This is a genomic window from Nannocystis sp. (assembly GCF_016714285.1).
Lineage (GTDB): Bacteria > Myxococcota_A > Polyangia > Nannocystales > Nannocystaceae > Nannocystis.
This window is the reverse complement of record NZ_JADJNN010000005.1, coordinates 180,032-197,309: the sequence shown is the minus strand read 5'-3', so window position 1 is coordinate 197,309 and position 17,278 is coordinate 180,032. Positions and strand designations below refer to the sequence as shown.

The 17,278-nt window shown below is 67.5% G+C and carries 13 protein-coding genes; 8 read left to right on the top strand and 5 right to left on the bottom strand.

Going from position 1 to position 17,278, the window contains the following annotated elements; translation table 11 throughout:
* Nucleotides 1-33 precede the first annotated feature (33 nt).
* The 5 genes from IPJ59_RS14145 (at nt 34) to IPJ59_RS14125 (ending at nt 7,131) form a co-directional block, all read left to right on the top strand.
* Nucleotides 34-1,299 (top strand): hypothetical protein, encoded by a 1,266-nt coding sequence (locus IPJ59_RS14145; protein WP_293272114.1) that lies wholly within the window; start codon nt 34-36, stop codon nt 1,297-1,299.
* Between the two features lie 367 nt (nt 1,300-1,666).
* Nucleotides 1,667-4,213: a hypothetical protein gene (locus IPJ59_RS14140; RefSeq protein WP_293263149.1), complete on the top strand. Its 2,547-nt coding sequence runs from the start codon at nt 1,667-1,669 to the stop codon at nt 4,211-4,213.
* A gap of 227 nt (nt 4,214-4,440) precedes the next feature.
* Nucleotides 4,441-5,490: a glycosyltransferase family 2 protein gene (locus IPJ59_RS14135; RefSeq protein WP_293263151.1), complete on the top strand. Its 1,050-nt coding sequence runs from the start codon at nt 4,441-4,443 to the stop codon at nt 5,488-5,490.
* 27 nt (nt 5,491-5,517) lie between these two features.
* Entirely contained in the window at nt 5,518-6,129 is a 612-nt protein-coding gene (locus tag IPJ59_RS14130) for a class I SAM-dependent methyltransferase (protein ID WP_293263153.1), read from the top strand.
* Nucleotides 6,130-6,135: 6 nt separating this feature from the next.
* Nucleotides 6,136-7,131, top strand: coding sequence for a lysylphosphatidylglycerol synthase transmembrane domain-containing protein (locus IPJ59_RS14125; RefSeq protein ID WP_293263155.1), 996 nt, complete (start codon nt 6,136-6,138; stop codon nt 7,129-7,131).
* A gap of 15 nt (nt 7,132-7,146) precedes the next feature.
* Here IPJ59_RS14125 and IPJ59_RS14120 read toward each other — a convergent pair whose 3' ends face one another.
* The 3 genes from IPJ59_RS14120 to IPJ59_RS14110 form a co-directional block, all read right to left on the bottom strand.
* On the bottom strand, nt 7,147-9,423 hold the full coding sequence (locus IPJ59_RS14120) for a DUF2079 domain-containing protein (protein WP_293272113.1): 2,277 nt from the start codon (nt 9,421-9,423) through the stop codon (nt 7,147-7,149).
* Nucleotides 9,424-9,774: 351 nt separating this feature from the next.
* Nucleotides 9,775-11,070, bottom strand: a complete 1,296-nt coding sequence (locus IPJ59_RS14115) for a DUF1552 domain-containing protein (protein ID WP_293263159.1) — start codon at nt 11,068-11,070, stop codon at nt 9,775-9,777.
* A 2-nt stretch (nt 11,071-11,072) separates the two neighbouring features.
* Nucleotides 11,073-13,187 carry a DUF1592 domain-containing protein gene (locus IPJ59_RS14110; protein ID WP_293272112.1) on the bottom strand — a complete coding sequence of 705 codons (2,115 nt, stop codon included), beginning with the start codon at nt 13,185-13,187 and terminating at the stop codon, nt 11,073-11,075.
* A gap of 304 nt (nt 13,188-13,491) precedes the next feature.
* Between IPJ59_RS14110 and IPJ59_RS14105 the strand changes: the two genes are divergently transcribed.
* Nucleotides 13,492-14,121: a hypothetical protein gene (locus IPJ59_RS14105; protein ID WP_293272111.1), complete on the top strand. Its 630-nt coding sequence runs from the start codon at nt 13,492-13,494 to the stop codon at nt 14,119-14,121.
* A gap of 58 nt (nt 14,122-14,179) precedes the next feature.
* Here IPJ59_RS14105 and IPJ59_RS14100 read toward each other — a convergent pair whose 3' ends face one another.
* Nucleotides 14,180-15,325, bottom strand: a complete 1,146-nt coding sequence (locus tag IPJ59_RS14100; RefSeq protein ID WP_293272110.1) for an MXAN_6577-like cysteine-rich protein — start codon at nt 15,323-15,325, stop codon at nt 14,180-14,182.
* Nucleotides 15,326-15,338: 13 nt separating this feature from the next.
* On the opposite strand from IPJ59_RS14100, the gene IPJ59_RS14095 reads away from it, so the two are divergent.
* Complete coding sequence (locus IPJ59_RS14095; protein WP_293272109.1) at nt 15,339-15,569, top strand: hypothetical protein; 231 nt, start codon at nt 15,339-15,341, stop codon at nt 15,567-15,569.
* Between the two features lie 178 nt (nt 15,570-15,747).
* Here the strand turns inward: IPJ59_RS14095 and IPJ59_RS14090 are convergent, their stop codons facing one another.
* The gene (locus IPJ59_RS14090) at nt 15,748-16,737 is read right to left on the bottom strand and encodes a hypothetical protein (protein WP_293272108.1); all 990 of its coding nucleotides are present in this window, start codon (nt 16,735-16,737) and stop codon (nt 15,748-15,750) included.
* A 186-nt stretch (nt 16,738-16,923) separates the two neighbouring features.
* Here IPJ59_RS14090 and IPJ59_RS14085 point away from each other — a divergent pair, with 186 nt between their 5' ends.
* Entirely contained in the window at nt 16,924-17,274 is a 351-nt protein-coding gene (locus IPJ59_RS14085) for a hypothetical protein (RefSeq protein ID WP_293263169.1), read from the top strand.
* The last annotated feature ends 4 nt before the right edge of the window (nt 17,275-17,278 follow it).

Sequence of the window (17,278 nt, the reverse complement as noted above, 5' to 3'; positions counted from 1 at the left end):
ATGTCGTCACGCAGGTTGTTGTCATGGATCGCGGTGCTCCCTCTCGCGTGTGGCGACCGCGGTGGCGGTGACACCGTCGCAACCGACGGGCCGGGCACGAGCACAGCCCCCGTCAGCAGCAGTGGCGAGTCGCCGACCAGCGCCGACACGGCCGGGGTGCCAACGACGGGAGGCGGCTCGCAGAGCGGCAGCGACAGCAGCGGGGCGCCGGGAACGGACAGCACGAGCACCAGCAGCAGCACCGGCATGGTCCTGCCCGCGACCACCACCGGTAGCGACAGCAGCGGCGGCCCAGACAGCAGCACAGGCGAGCCCGCCTGCGAGGATCTGCCGGAGCTCTGCGACGCGCTCGACAACAACTGCAACGACCTCTTCGACGAGGGCTGCGACTGCACGCCGCCAGACCTCGATCTGACTGCGATCGAGGGTTACACGGCCCGGGTGGTGCTCACGGTCGACAAGGACCTCGGCGACTATGGCCGGCTCGGCGACGTCGAGCGCGCTCTCGCGGACTACTGGGCGATGCCGGGCGAGGGCGTGCTGTTCACCCTCAACAACGCCGCGAACACCGGCGGCGGGGTCGGCCGCATGGATCAGGACGGCAAGTTCGCCGGCTGGGTGGTCGACCCGGCCGCCAACAAGCTGCCGCCGAACCCCTACCTCGAGTACGGCTACCAGGGCGTGCTGTACAGCTGCACCACCGTCGCCGGCGACTGGATCTACAAGATCCACCCGGACGGTCAGGTCGAGACCTTCGTGCACCACGGCAACTGCGAGGGCCTCAGCTTCGGGGATCGCGGCGACGGCCAGCAGCGGCTCTACGCCAGCAACTGGGCCGAGAACAAGGTGTACGCGATCGAGGAGGACGGCACCCGCACCGAGATCGCCAGCAACCTGACGATCGTCGTCGACCTCGCCATCCCGCGCCCGACCAACAAATTTTCGGTCGGCCTCTACGCGCTCAACCAGACGATCGATGGCACCCACCGCATCGCCCCCGACAACAAGGTGACCCTCGACTACCCCTACACGCTCGGCTACGGCGTCGGCGAGGAGCTCAGCTTCGCGGACCCCAAGTCGGCCTTCCGCGACCACTTCTATCACCTGTCAGCGACCCTTCAGGCCGTCGTCCGCGTCGCCCCCGACGGCAGCTGGGAGAAGGTCATCACCGGCCCCAAGCTCAACTACGGCCTCTACACGACCGGCGCGGTCTTCTCGAGCAACGGCGCCTACTACTTCTTCACCAACGAGGACAACCTCGTGATGCGCCTGCAAGCCTGCAACACCGCCGGGCAGTGAGCAGGCCCGGGCTGCTCGCGGCCCATCCTCTCGAGTCTCGGCGTCCGACGAGCGCCCGGGATGATCTCCCGGCCTGCAGGTCCCGGCAGGTCTGCGGTGTCAGGCTGGCCGTAGAGACAGGGCTCGGAGCCAGTGTCGCGAAATAGCACACGGCCGGGACCCGCCAGACACGGCGGCGGCGGCCCGTTGCTGGCCACGCAGGGTGTGGCAGGGCCGAGCTTGTCGGCCGACCGATCGACTTTGCTGGCCAGGTCCTCACCGGGATCGGCGCGACCGGCCCCACGCCCGGCGTGGCTCCGAGCAACGCTCACGCAAAAGTTCGGATGTTTCCTGGCCGGCTTCGCCTGTCACCGTCTACACTGTCGTTATGAAGACCTACCTTGCGCGTTACTGGGCAGTTTATGGGATCTCACTGGTAGCACCGGCTCTGGCGGCGTGTGGCGACTCGGGCGATGTGGCGACCGAGGCCGCCACCGACACGCAGGGGACGACCAACGAGGTGCCGACCACGGGGAGTGCGACGGAACCCGGTGGCACCACCAGCACCACGGACGTCCCGACCAGCACCTCATCGAACTCGGACGGCCTCACCAGTTCCACCGGCGCCTCCGACCCGACCACGAGCGGCACGACGACCGACACGACTGGCGGGGTCAGCGTCTCGAGCACCAGCGCCGGGTCGACCACGGGCGGCGACCTGTGCATGACGATCCTCTGCGGCGATCCTCCGGTCTGCTGCCTCGACACCGAGGAGTGCGTCGGTGGTGCGTGCGCGCCGATCTGCGACAGCGGGGTCCGCTGCGGCGACAACCAGGAGACGTGCTGCGACGCCGGCGACGTGTGCGTCGGCGACGCGTGCACCACCCCGGGCGTGGACTGCAAGGACTCGTACGACTGCCCGCCCGACAACTACTGCGAGCCGGTGCTCGGCAAGTGCCTGCCGCAGCCCGGCGGGCTGACCTGCGAGGTCAAGCCGAGCTTCGACAAGATCGACGTGCAGCTCGAGTGGTCGTGGACTGCCAACGAGGTCATCGTCGCTCCGATGATCGCCGACATCCTGGGGGACCCCGTCCCCGAGCTCGTCGTCGTTGCCACGCGCACCGACAACCTCAAGTACGAGACCGGCGAGATCGTCGTTCTCGACGGCAAGACGGGCGGCGAGGTGTGGCGCATCAAGGACGACGTGCCGAACAAGAAGTATGGCGCGACCGGTCTGGCCACTCCGGTCATCGGTGATGTCAGCGGCGATGACAGGCCCGACATCATCTACGCCGGCCGGCAAGACGCGCAGAAGGATGGCCTCGTGATCGCGGTCGACGGCGACGGCACCCTCCTGTGGGTCGGTCACGACGCCCAGAACCAGCCCGTCAAGATCCGCTGGGAGCGCGGTGCGGCGGTGATGGCCAACCTCGACAACGACAAGGAGGCGGAGATCGCTATCGGCGGCGCCCTCTTCGACCACACCGGTCTGATGGTGTGGAACCAGGACGGCAAGAGCGGCCTGCTCGGCACCCCGACCGACAACAAGAACCCGCCCACGCTTCTGTACCGCGGCGGTCTGGCGACCTTCGCCGACCTCACGGGTGACGGCAAGCCCGAGCTGATCACCGGTCGGGAGGCGTGGACGATCAATTGGGCCCCGGGCAATCCGCCGGTGGTCTCGCTGACGCAGTTGTGGAAGAACATGGATGGCAAGGGCAACGACGGCTGGCCCGCGGTCGGCGACATCGACCAGAACGGCACGCCCGAGGTCATCCTCGTCGCCTGGCCCGACATCAAGGTGCTCGACGGCAAGACCGGCAAGCTGTGGTGCGGCATCGACAAGACCGGCGTCATGTGCAACGGCAACGATGCGCTGCGCACCAAGCCGATCGCGATCAAGGGCAGCAACCTCGGCGGCCCGGCCACCATCGCGGATTTCGACGGTGACGGCCGTCCCGAGGCCGGCATCGCCGGCGGTGTCGCCTACGCGGTCTACGACTTCAACCGCGCCGGTGAGGAGATCGTCAAGCCGATGGCCGATCCGGTGCCCGCCGCGGGCGCGATGTATGCGCGCTGGTCCAAGACCACCCAGGACAACACCTCCGCGGCCACCGGATCGTCGGTGTTCGACTTCCAGGGTGACGGCGCCGCCGAGGTCGCGTACCAGGACGAGTGCAAGGTCTATGTCTACGACGGCAAGACCGGAACTTCTCAGCTTGAGATCCTCAACTCGAGCGCCACTGTCCATGAGTATCCGCTCGTCGTCGACGCCGACGGCGACGGCAACGCCGAGTTCCTCACGGTCGCGAACCTCAGCGACTACGACAAGGTGAACAAGAACGGCCCCAACGACTTGTGCACGGCCAAGATCCCGAATTTCATGCCCCGCAAGGGCGTGTTCTCCTACGGCGCTGGCGCGGACAACTGGGTCCCGACCCGCAAGGTGTGGCCGCAGCACACGTACCACGTGACCAACGCCGACTCGAACGGCAACGTGCCGATGATGGAGCAGGACAACTGGACGGCGATGCCGCCGCTCAACAACTTCCGCCAGAACGTGCAGGGCGAGGGCGTGTTCAACGCCGCTGACCTCACGGCCTCGTTGGCGGTGAGCCTCGACAAGTGCTCGGCCGAGCTGGTCCTCAAGGCCACGATCTACAACGAGGGTGCGCTCGGCGTCCCCGCTGGCATCGACGTGACCTTCTACGAGGGTACCGACAACACGGGCCTCAAGCTCGGCACCAAGCCGACGATCGAGCCCCTGCTCACGGGCGGTTCGACCAGCGTTACCTGGACGATCGACGCCCCGATGGGCAAGAAGAACTACTTCGTCGAGGTCGACGGCGGCGTCGACAACGGCATCATCCCGGAGTGCGATGATGCCAACAACGGCGCCCTCGTGACCGACGCCGAGTGCCCTGAGCCCGGTTGATCGCGGGCAGCGGCTGCCCGTGATGGGCAGGCGAAGGGGTCGACCTGGGGTCGGCTCCTTCGCCTCACGTCGCGCTCGTGGCGCCGAAGCGCCACGCGTAAATCGCGCAGCTCATGAGAGGGCGACTCGCAGTCCGCGACCGCCGCCTTGCAACGATGGCGTGAGCTTGACCGCGGATCGTTTTAGCTTCGCCAAGCGCCCGCGATTTTGTTAAACAAATCCTCGCCATGTGCCCAAGTTCCCTCGAGCCGCCCGACCTCTCCGTCGTGATTCCGGTGTTTAACGAGGTCGACTCCATCGACGAGCTCCACGGACAAATCGTCGCGGCCATTTCGGCCATGCCGCGCAGCTACGAGATCCTGTTTGTCAACGACGGTAGCCGCGATGGCAGTCGCGAGAAGCTCAATGAGTTGGCCGCGCGGGACGCCAACGTGAGCGTGGTGCACTTTCGCAAGAACTTCGGAAAGTCGCCGGCGCTGGCCGCCGGCTTCGCACGCGTGCGTGGGCAGATCGTGATGACCCTCGACGCCGATCTCCAGGATGACCCGGCGCTCATCCCGGACTTCGTCGCGCGCATCGAGGCTGGGGCCGACCTGGTCTCGGGCTGGAAGCGGCTCCGCCACGATCCCCTCGACAAGACGCTGCCCTCCAAGGTCTTCAACGGCATTGTCCGCAAGGTGAGCGGTGTAGCGCTCCATGATTTCAACTGCGGGTTCAAGGCCTACCGCAGCGCGTGCGTCCGCGAACTGAGCATCTACGGCGGGTTCCATCGCTTCTTGCCCGCCTTCGCGGGCGCCCGCGGGTTTCGTATCGAAGAGTTGGTGGTCAATCATCGAGCACGAAAGCATGGGGTCAGCAAGTTTGGAGCCGGGAGATATTTCGACGGATTCCTCGATCTCCTCACCGTGCTCATGATTACGCGGTTTCGCACCCGCCCATTGCACTTCTTCGGGCTGCCCGGCGCGGGCCTCGCGGCCGTCGGAATGGCCTTGCTCACCTACCTTGCCGTGCTGTGGACAATGAGTGAGCCGATCGGAACGCGTCCATTGCTGACGCTGGGCGTGCTGCTGACGCTGGCCGGTGTTCAGCTCTTGGGCCTCGGTCTGGTCGCCGAATTGCTTGTCCGCACCACCATCCGCAATGAAGAGATCTTCTCGATCTCCGACGAAATCACCTGGCGTGATCCCCGGGCCCTGAGTGCGTCGGCGCCTCAGGGCGAGCTGCCCGCCGCAGCCGGCCAGCCCCCCGCCGTGGCCCGCTCCGCGGAGTCGGCCTGATTCGCAGCAACTTGCTGCCGGAGCGTCATGCCCATCGACACAAATCCAGGCACCAGCAACTACGCGAAGTACGCGACTCCTAACCCGCTCATGCGGTTCGTGATCCAACGGTTTCTCCAGCGCATCTGCGCCGAGATTCGATGGATCCACCCCGCCCAGATCATCGACGTTGGTTGCGGCGAGGGGCTTGTCGCCCACGAATTGCAGAAGCTGCCCTTTCGCGTGGACTACCGCGGCTTCGAGCTCAATCCGGCGGCGGTGGCGGCTGCGAGGGCCCTGAATCCTGGCTTGAGCTTCACCGTGGCCGACCTCTTCACGCTCGACCTGCGCGCCGAGCCGGCGGACCTGGTCATGCAGCTTGAGGTGCTCGAGCACCTTGAGCGGCCAGACCTGGCGGTGGCGCACCTGGCGACGTGGACGCGCCGCTTCGCCCTATTTTCGGTGCCGTGGGAGCCCTGGTTTCGTCTCGGCAATCTGGCGCGTGGGAAGTACCTCGATCGTCTGGGTGATCATCCGGAGCATATCCAGCATTTCAATCACCGTACATTTCGCGCCTTGCTGGCGGCGCACTTCGCTGAGGTCCGGGTCTTCTCGTGCTTTCCTTGGCTCATCGGCGTCGCGCAGTTTCCGCAGCGGTGAGAGTCTATGCTAGCCTCGAAGTGGCTGCGCAGGCTCCGTTTGGGCCTTCCGGCTGTCGGCCTTGCGATCCTGGTCGTGATGCTGGCCCGCCTGGATCGGGAGGCGATGATCGCCCAGATGAGCCACATCTCCGGCGCTCACTTTGCGCTCGCGGCCTTGCTGTTCGCGGTGAACGCGTGCCTGAAGTGCTTGCGCTGGCTGCGGCTCGTGCGCACCTACGACATCGTTCTACCCCATCGTGAGGGTATACTCGCATTCTTCGCCAGCATATTTTATGGCATGGTCACGATCGGCGGGGTCGGTGAGATCACGCGGATCGGGGTGCTGATCGCGCGCGATGTCCAGTGGTCAAGGGCTTTGGTATCATGTCTCTTCGATCGGGTGCTGGACGTGTCGCTGTTGTCTATCATCGCTTGTGTCGCCTTGATCCATAATTACCTGCCTCCACCCGGGCGATATTATTCGTTCGCCGTACTCGCCGGAGTCGTGATCGCTGCGATCCTCGGCGGGCAGCGGATCGTGCAATGGTGCGCGTCCAGTGTGAAGTCATGGCCGATCATTCGTAACATGCCGAATCAGGCGGAGCGGATTAAATCGCTGTTCGAGGCAACGTTACCCTGTGTGAGGTTCGCCAAGCTCTGCGAACTGGTGCTCTGGACGATCATCAGCTGGGTAGGCTATATGGGGACGATGCTCGTTCTCGCCGATGGATTGGCGATTCAAGTCTCGCCTTGGTCCGTGATCGCCGCCAGTGCGCTCGGCGGGCTCACGATATTGTTACCCATCAGCTTTCAAGGTGTGGGGACGCGCGAGCCGATGTTCGTCCTGGTGCTGGGACGCGAGGGGGTCTCGCAGGAGCAGGCGGTCCTGCTGGCCATGCTGGGCTTCTGGGTCGTGTACTTCACGGCGATTGCGATCGGTCTGATGGGGATCGCGGGGCAGGCCGCTCGCCGCAGGGCGCTGTCGATTTCGCACCCCTCTGGTGACCACGAGAAGCCCTGACCGCGGAGGACCTCGCTACCGCGGGGCGACGGCCGGTGTCGGCTTGGCGGGAGTTGTCGGCTTTGCGCCGGTTCCGCTCAGCGGGGCGCCCGCGCCACCCTTGCTGGTGGTGCTCGCCGGTGCCCGTTTCGGGGCGGGGTCGGTTGTGGCAGTGCCCGAGGCAGTGCCCGAGGCAGTGGCAGTGGCAATGCCAGTAGCAGTGCCAGTGGCAATTTCCGTGGCAGCACCAGGGTCCGTGGTGGCGGTCGCGGCTGGCTTGCGACGGGACGCCGACGTGGCGGCCTTCTTCTCGGCCTTCTCGGCTTGCTCGCTGGTCCGCATCAGGGCGGCCTCTTCCTCATCGATACGCACGTACAGGGCGACGCCGTGCTCCTCCTGGACCAGGCGAAACTGCTTCTTGTCCAGCAGGCGCTTGAGTCGGCGGTCGTCCTCCTTCTTGAAGCTCTTTACGTTGAGCACGAGGTAGTCGGCGTCGCTGACATTCGGCCAATGGTAGGCTTTGCGCCGGTTCGAGAAGTGGGGGCCGACGGCGCTGGTCATGGTGACCGCGGCGTCCGGCTCGATGGTGGCGGCGATCTGCTGGACCCAGAGGTAGCGCTCGTGCATCTCGGGGGTCGGAATACGCGCGAGGCGGTTCCAGCCGGCCTTGAACGAGGCATTGGGGACGATTACGCCATACTTGATGGTGGTAACCAGCGTTGCTGCGAGCATTCCGAACAGCAAGGTCCAGGCCAGCGGCGCGCGCTCGATCCCCAGGGCCTTGACCCGCGGGCCGTCGGTCACTCGCCGCAGGCCATCCGGGATCGCAGCGAAGAGCATGGGGAAGAGCAGCGAGGAGTACTGGAAGTGCAGCGAGTAGACGTGGTGACGGGTGGCCAGGCCGATGAACAGCAGGCCGTAGACGCTGAGGACCAGCTTCTTGCCGGCGGCGAAGGGCAGGGCCAGCAGCGGCAGCAGCAGGTGGAGGAAGTACAGCAGCTTCTCCTCCTTGAAGCTGACCTGCAGCGCGTACAGGGGGTTGGTCAGCGCCGTGACGGCCAGGCCGCGGACCCCCTCGGATTTGTGCGGGATCATCTCGGCGTAGAAATAGGCGTACGAGACCGCCGCCTTGCCGTCCATGATCAGGCCCGAGTCGGCCATCGCGTACATCTTGATCAGCACCAGGTAGGTCAGCGACACCGCGATGGTGACCAGCCCTGTGCGGGTGCGCCCGATCAGGATCGCGTAGGCCCCGATGAAACAATTGAGCAGGCTGATGTCCTCGCGGGTGATCAGCAGCAGCGCGACGACCAGCCAGTAGCGCTTGAAGCCGCCGGTATCGAGCAGGTAGACCGCCCACATCGCGCTCGGCACCACGAAGGCGAGACTGTGGAAGTCGAACATGTTGACCCCGTGGAGGGCGGGGTACAGGACGTAGATCAGGCCGAGGATCGCCGCGAACCACTCATTGCTGAGACGGCGCCTGGCCAGCATGTACAGCGGGATCGCGCCGCTGGCCAGCCACACGGTTTGCAGCACCAGCAGGGTCTCGGCGTGCATGTACAGGCGATAGACCAGGGCGATCAGCGCGATGATGGGATCGAAGTGGGCGACGACGTGATTGCCGCCCTTGATCAGCGAGCAATCGAGGAAGTGTCCGTGGGCGGTCTGCCAGACCAGGTTGTCGTAGATGCCGAGGTCGTAGATCGCCGTCCCGAGGTTGCGGTGGTCGATCACCGCGTAGGAGGTGATCAACACGGTGTAGCCGACCACCGCTGCGATGAAGAACGCGAGGGCCCGACGCGGGTGGCGAGCCGGCTGGAAGGGCTCGTGCCCGGGGCTCAGTGTGCGCGCAAACACCCTGTACAAGAACAAGCACGCGAGCCCCGTGATCGTCACCAGCAGGAACGAGGTGAAGACGGGCTGCTTGACCTCGATGCGCTGGACACCCAGCGCGGTCAGCAGGGGCAATATCAGCAGTACAAAGGCGAAACGATTGGTCCGACGAAATGACTCGCCTACCGCAAGGCCGGGCTCGCGCCGACGCGCACGCAGCCACACCAGCAGATAGCCGGCGGTCGTCACGACCATCGATACGAGCACGGCCAGCAGCGCCTGCGAGCGATGCACGACCGAGAGGTCGTTCTTGACGATGAAGCGCATCGCCTCGAAGTCTCTGAGCGGCCACAGCGCGAGGCCCAGCGACACGGCGATGAGGCAGAACAGCACACCCCACTCCCACAACCCGCGGAACATCTCCGTGATCGCGCGCTCCCAGCGGGGCCGCGCCGGCCCCTCGTTCGTCTGCGACATCAGTAACCTCTTGTGCTGCGCATAATCCGCGAAAAGCGGCCGGAGTGTATCAGAGGCCGCCGAAGACCGGCAAGCGCGAAGCGTTCCTCGGATCTGGCCTGGCAGACCACACAGAGGGCCAGATCGGCCGTCGGCGTCCTGGACCGGCGGTCGCGCTGGTCGCGCCGGTCGTGCGTGGCCCTTCTGGTGGCGCCCGGGCAGCCTGACCGTGGTCCACATCTGTGGGAGAGAACGCTGGGCGCGAGATCCGCCTGAACATTCGCTGGCTTCGTGGTGATGCGCTCGCGCGGTGTGGCTTTGAGCGGTGATTCCAGTTTGCTTGGGTGTGATGAATCGCGGCGTCGATCGCGGCTAGACGTTGACGCCGGGCAGCGGCGCGACGCCGTCGACGCCGAAGCTGGTGGTATCGACGCCGAAGGCGCGCAGCAGCGAAACGTACATGTTGCCGAGCGGGGCGCCGCCGCAGTGAATGGACTGGCCGGTGTTGAGGGCGCCGCCGCAGCGGCCCACGATCACCTGCGCGAGGCTGGTGTGGTCGTGCGAGCCGCCGTCGCCCATGTCGGTGAGGACCAGCATGGCGGTGTTGTCGAGGATGAAGCTGCCGTCGCTGTCGGGCATGCTCTTGAGCTTGGTCGCGAGCGCGGCGGCCTGCTGGGCCTGCCAGGTCTCGAGCAGGAGCAGCTGGGCCGCTGGGTTATCGCCGGCCCCGTGGGTGAGACCGTGGTGGCCGCCCGGGGCGCCGATGAAGGGGTGCGAGCGGCCGCTCAGGCCGTTCTCCAGCATGAATGTGATGACCTGGCTCTGGTTGCATTGAAACGCGAGCGCGATGAGGTCGTTGAAGGCCTGCACGCGGCCGGGATAGTCGAGCGCGTCGGCGGGGGCCGGGCCGGACTCGCATTCGCCGGCAGGATTGGTGAGTCGGGTCTCCAGCTCGCGCACGGAGGTGAAGTACTCATCGAGCTTCTGCCGGTCCTCGGCGCCGAGCTGGACGCTGAGGCTGTCGGCGTCGGTCAGGACATAGTCGAGGACGCTCTTGAGCGACTCGCGGCGGATCGCCTGGGCCTCGGCGGTGGCGCCCTCGTTCGAGCCGGCGAACAGCTGATTGAAGGCGGTCAGCGGATTGATGATCGGGGCCAGCGGCGCCAGCGGGCCGGCCCACGAGATGCTCTGCGTATAGCTACACGCGGCCCCGAAGTCGCAGGCCATCGGCTCGCCGGCGCCCCATTGCAGCGACGGGAAGCGGGTGGCGGGCTGGAGCGCCTTGACCAGCGCCTGGTCCATCGAGATGTCGCCGTGCAGGCCGCCGTCCGGGTAGGGCGCGCAGGTCAGGCAGCTGCCGGTGCCGAGCGCGTGGTCGCCGGTCCCGGCGGACAGGGTCGCGGAGGTGTGATACAGCTCGGACAGGCAGATGAGGTCGCCCTTGAGGCCCTGGAACGGCGCCAGGGTGGCCGGGAACGAGAATTCGGGGCCCGACTCCGGGGGGATCCAATTCGCCGGGACCCGACCATTGGGCAGGAAGTATACGAGCAGGCGCCTCGGCGGCGGATCGGCGTTGGAGCGGGCGAAGCGCGGCCGGAAGATGCCGAGGGCCGGCAATGCCACGAGGACGCCGGCGCCGCCGAGGAACTTTCGTCGAGAGGAGCGCATATCTACTCTGCTTTCTCGGTCCGTAGGCGGAAGGCCGGGGAGGTGACGATGAGCTCGATGAGCTGGTCGAGGGTGCCGCCCGCGGCGGGCAACGCCGCGTTGATGCGCTTGCGGTAGGCGATATCCTCGATCGCCCGTTCGCGGCCGAGGGCGTAGCCGAACAGCTTATCGGTGAGGCACTCGACGAAGCGCGGGTCGTCCTCGAGCAGCAGGGCGAGCTCGCCGGAGCCCTCGAAGGGGGTATTTGGCGGGATCGCGCCCGAGACGTCGAGGGGTTGGCCGTTCTCGAGGTCACGCTCGGCGCCGACGCCGTCGTACCCCTCCATCCCGAGGCCGGCGGGATCGAGGAGATCGTGGCAGCCGGCGCACACCGGGTTGGCCCGGTGCTGGGCCAGCATTTCGCGCTGGGTCTGGCCCTCGGCGGGCGGCATCAGGGGCGGGATATTGGGCGGCGGCGGGGGGATCTGTGTGCACAGGAGCTGCTCGAGGATCCAGCGCCCGCGGTTCACCGGCGAGCTGCGATTGCTGGCCGAATTCGCGGTGAGCCAGGCGCCCTGCATCAGCAGCCCGCGGCGGGTATTCGCGGGCAGGTCGATCCGCGTGGGCGTGGGGCTGCCCGGGAGCGGCATGCCGTAGTGCTGGGCGAGGCGATCGTTGAGGTAGGCGAAGTCGGGGTTCATCATCTCGCCGATCGGGCGCCCGTTGATCATGAAATCACCGAAGAAGAGCTCGGTCTCGGCGATCATCGCGGCGCGCAGCGGCTCGTCGAATGTGGGGAAGGTGGTGGGGTCGGGGGCGTGCAGCGCGAGCGCCCTGGTCGCCAGCCACTGCGAGGCGAAGCCGCGTCGCAGGCCGGTGGCCTTCGGATCGGCGAGCATGCGCTGAACCTCGTCGCGCAGGCCCTCGATGCTGCGCAGAGCCCCGGACGCGGCGGCCGCGAGGAGCGCGTCGTCGGGCATGCTGCTCCACAGGAAATAGGAGAGGCGACTGGCCAGCACGTGATCGTCGAGTGGCGCGGCGCCCTGTGAGTCGTCGGCGCCAGCGGCCGCGAAGCTCGGGCGGTAGAGGAACTTGGAGGACATGAGAATGGCGCGAACCACCAGGCCGACGGCGACGTCGTCGCCCTCGGCGGCGCGCAGCTGCTGCCACAAGTTAAAAATCGCGTCGGCCTCGGCTTGGGTGAGCGGGCGTCGCCAGGCCCGCGCGGTGAATCCGGTGACGATCGTGCGGTAGCAATCTTCGGGGATGGGGGCCGCGGCGGGCTCGCACACATACACCAGGGCGCGGCCGGGCGGGACGACGGTGGCCTCGCTGCGGAGGTCGAGGTAACCGACGACGAGCGAGTTGAAGATGTTGTCGGCGGGCTGGTCGGCGCCGTTGGGAAATGTGATGACGACCGCGTGGGGGCCCTGCGTCAGCGGGACCTGCACGCTGTAGACGACGGGCGCGGTTGGCAACGAGGTGACGATCCAGTGGCCGACCTCGACGTTGTCGACTTGCAGCCCCATCTCGGGCGTGGGCTCGCCGACCGCGTCGCCGCCGGCGAGGATCGAGACGGTGACGCTCTCGTCCTGCGCCAGCTCGACCGGGAAGGCGAGGCCCTCGCCGTGGCGAGACATCGACCAGCCCCAGTCGAACGCGGTGCCGGCCTGACCCGTCGCGGTCGCGTGGCCGCGGGCACCGATCCGCTCGGCGTAACGCGGCGCGGTCTCCAGGGTCGCGGTGGCGAGCTCGCGGGCCGCGGTGGCGTAGAGGTCCATCTGCGCCGGGGTCAGGGTCAGACCCTCGGCGACGTTGTCGAAGCCCAGGGTCACGTTGTCCGGCGGGAAGCTGTCGGCCGGCGTGAGGTTGGTGGCGAGCAGGTCGCGGACCGTGTTGTTGTATTCGAGGCGGTTGAGCCGGTGTAGCGGCTCGGGCACCACATCCTCGGGCACCACCTGGCCGGAGTCACCGGAGTCGCCGGAGTCGCCGGCCGAGCTGTCGTCGGCGGCGCCAGGACCCGTGCTGCTCGCGCTCGCACCGGCGGACTCGAGCGCGGAGCCCTGATAGCAGCCGGTCAGGAGGCACAGGGCCGCCCCGGCGAGGGCCAGCGCGAGGTCTGGGGAGGAACGCGTCATGCCTGTCTCCGGCGCCGCGAGACTGCGGGCGCGGTGGCGATGCTATCACGCGCGCGCGACCGCGAGCGCGAAGATCGATCGGGCAGTGGGAGGTCCCTGACGCCTGGGCACCGCACAGATCGCCAGAGCACGCTCGCGTGGCCGCACGATGCATGCGTCGGTTGGGCGGTGCGACCTGCGTTTTCTGCGCAGTCGGGCCTTGTCGCCGGGGCCGATCGCCGGGATCGAGCGCCCGGGGCAGGCGTGACGGGGACGTCGCGCCCGGCATGCCGGTCGGCGAAATGGTGCCAGGCTTGGCGCCATCATGTCCATTCGCGTCGCCTGTCTCATCACCACACTCATCATCGCCGCGGGCTGTGATCCCGAGGGCAGCGCCGTCACCGGCGGGGCCACGAAGTCCGGCGCTGCGGGCCAGGGGGTGCCAGGCGACGGTCAGGTCGCTGCGCCGCATGCCGCCCCGCCGCATGCCGCGACGCCGCACGATGCGACGCCGCACGATGCAACGCCTCCAGTCGTCGCCGCCGACGTCCGCCCCACCGATAGCGCGAGCGAACGCAGCGAATTCTCCAACTGCCTGCTCGCCTGCGACGCGTCCACGCTCAAGCACGCCGACAAGGCGGCGTGTCGCTTCAACTGCGACAAGGGCGGCGCGGGCGGGGACCCGGCGGCGGTGGTCGGCTCCGACCCGGTGGAATATGTCATGCGTTGCATGGACCGCTGTTACAGCGGCGACAAGGCGTCCGAGAGCTGCCTGGGGTCGTGCAAGAGCGCGGTGGTCGCTCTGCCGGCGGCCCCGTCGTCGGCGGTATTGGACGCTCTCGGCGCGTGCCTCAAGCCGTGCCGCGGCGGCACGGGCATGATTGAGACCAATCGTGCGACCTGCGAGCTCACCTGCGCCCAGGAGGCTCGACTCGCCGGGCCGAAGACCCCGTGAAGAAGCCGTGAAGCCCGGATCTGGCGCACCAGATCCGGGGGCGTGGCGCTGTTTCAGGTCACGGGCACTGGGCCGCGCACACCGTGTGGTTGACGAACTGGTTGAAGCAGCACTTGTCCGTGTTGCCCTGGCATTCGTTGCAGGGGCACTGGTTGCACTGCGGGATGATGAAGTTCTCGCACTGCCCGTCGACGCAGATCTCGTTGTTGTCGCACACGTTGTTGCACGACCCGCAGTGCAGCGGGTCGTCCTTGAAGTTGGTGCAGGTCTGGCCGCACTTGTTGGGGAACTGACCACCGCACTGGGCCACGCACATCCCGCCGCCGCACAGCTGGTTGTTGCAGGTCTTGCCGCATTGCCCGCAGTTCTGGGCGTTGTTTGCGGTGTCGACGCATTGCCCGTTGCACAGCTCGAGCCCGGGCTTGCAGGCGCAGTCGCCGGCGTCGCAGACCTCGAGCTTCCCGTCGCAGGAGTTGCCGCACTGCCCGCAATTGTCGGGGTCGGTCTGCACGTCGGTGCATTGTCCCTGGCAGGTCATCTCGCCCATGGGGCAGGCGCACTGGCCGTTGACGCAGTCGCCCTGGCAGTCGTTGCCGCAGTCGCCGCAGTTGTTGGGGTCGGTCTGGGGGTCGATGCAGCCGCCCTGGCACGCCAGGAGGCCGCCGTCGCAGGTGCACTGGCCGTTGGTGCAGGTCTGGCCGCCGCCGCAGTCGTTGTTGCAGCTGCCGCAGTGGAGCGGGTCGCTGCTGGCGTCGGCGCAGTCGTTGCCGCACTTGATCGTGCCCATCGGGCACATCGCCAGGCAGGCCCCGCCGCCGCACACCTCGTTCGGGGCGCAGGCCTGGCCGCAGGCGCCGCAGTTGTCGTGGTCGGATTCGACGTTCACGCAGTCGATGCCGCACAGCTGGGCGCCGACCGGGCAGCCCTGCACGCAATTGCCGGCGACGCAGGAGTCGCCGTTGTTGCAATCGTTGTTGCAGCTGCCGCAGTGGAGCGGGTCCATCGAGACGTCGATACATTCGGCGTTACACAGGACCAGCCCCGGCAGGCAGGTGCCCATGAGGATGCACTGACCCTGGGTGCACATCTCGTCGGGCGCGCAGGCCATGCCGCAGGCGCCGCAGTGCTCCGGGTCCGAGTCCGTGTTGACGCAGCCCTGGCCGCACAGCACCTCGCCGGGCCCGCAGGCCGCCCCGGTCGTCACATCTGTGGTTGGCGTGTCGCTGGTGCTGGTCAGGCCCGAGCTCGCGCTCGCGCTGCCGCTGCCTTCGGTCGCCGAGGCGGAGTCGGTCGCGGGTGTGGAGGTGGTGGCGGCGGAGCTGGTCACCGCGCCGGTGCTGCCGCCGCTGCCGCTGGCCGTGCTCGCGTCTGTGCCGCCGCCCGGGTCGGAGCCGCCGCAGGCGATCGGAAGGAGGAGACAGAACGATGTGATCCCGGCAAGCCAATGACGATGCATGAGGTGCTCCGCGAACGAGGGTTGTGACCAATGAGCGCAGCGAGGCGCCCGTCGTCCGTGTTCCCGCATCGTGGGGCTTGTTACGCGTCGGTGATAATTTGTACGCTGGCTTCTGCGTACGTGCAGCGTGGGGTCTCGCGGCATCACCGGACCGCGGCTTCGCGTGTCGATCAGTCGCTCGCCATCGCCCACCAGCGGATGTCGAGCCACACGTGGGAGGGGGCCGCGTCGCAGCTCTCGTGGACCTGGGAGCGCAGGTTTGTGAACAGATAGTCGGAGCCGTCGATGCTGCCGATAATCGAGCCCGGCGCGGCGATATCGGTCATCGCGCCCGGAAACGCCAGGGTGTAGGCCCCGGGCTGGTACACCTGCTGGTTCTGCTCGAAGAGGTGCTCGCAGCACGCCACGTCGTCGACCGTGCAGCCGCAGTCGAACAGAGGCTCGGTCGAGAACGGGGTATAGCCGGCCGGCCCGGTGAGGCGGCCGAATGCACCGACATAGGTTGGTTTGTCCCCGCGAGTGAGGCCGAAGCCCGTGACCTCGCAGGGCGGCGCGACGGCCCATTCGATGCGGACGTCCGAGCAGCCCTCGCCGAGGTCCTTCGCCTTGATCGCGAAGTTCACGCCGGTGACCTCATAGAGCGGGCCCGTTTGCATGCATGTCCCGCTGTTGTAGAGCTTCAGCGTCGAGCCGGAGAACTTGGCGAAGGCATTGGTCAGGCTGATGGCGCCGCCACAGGCCAGCAGGACCTGGCCATCCTTCTTGATCTCGAGCCGGGCCGGCTCGCCGACGACGGCGTCCATACATTCGTTCGGCCCGCCGCTGCTGGAGGCGTCGGTGTCCGCGGGACCGGTCGATCCGGCGCCCTGTGTGGTGTCCAGCATGCCCGTCGTGGGGCCTCCGGAGCTGTCTGAAGCGGTCGGGTCGCCGCTGCTGGTCGCCGCGTCGGTGGTCGCGGCGCTCGCCGAATTGCTCGCGGAGCCGGGGCCGGTGGTCGGTGTGTTGGTATCGGAGCTCGAGCTGGCTGGCGCATCGGTGGCGTCCGTCAGGCCCGGCGGGTCGCCATCGAGGGCGAAGGCGGGGTTGGAGCTCGTGCATCCCCCCGTCGGGTCGACGAGGAGGACGAGCGAGACGATGGTGATCGATCGGCGGCGCGGCATGAACCCCGGACAAGTTCCCGCATGAGCTCCCGCGTTACGCCGCATTGCGCGGTGTGCTCGCGCGATCTTGGTCGGCGGCGATACGACAGGGGGCTGCGTCGGCACGGGAACCTTCGCGGGGCGTCGCTGTCTTGGGGGCCAGCGCCGGTCGTTCACCCGGACCCGGGCGCGAGAGAGGATCGTGTCATGCGCCGAGTCATGCTCGCGGCGCCGTGGGCCCTGTTCGCCTACGCCGCCGTCATCACCGAGAGTCAGGGAGCGACCAGCGTCGCCGAGTGCGTCCAGGTCGCGCCCGAGAACGTCGCCCAGGGGATGTCGCTCGAGGTGCACAACACCTGCGACTTCGCGGTCCGCTGCGCCTTGAAGTGGCGCGTGCGCTGCGAGGGCGACGCTCCGGACGCGGCGCCGCGGAATATGAGCCTGGCCGTCGAACTAGCGACCGCCGCGAAGCGCCGGCTCATGGCCTCCGGTGAGGCGTGCGGCGATCGCATCTGGGAGATCACGGACGATGTGTGGGAGTGCAAGGAAGTCCAGTGAGGCG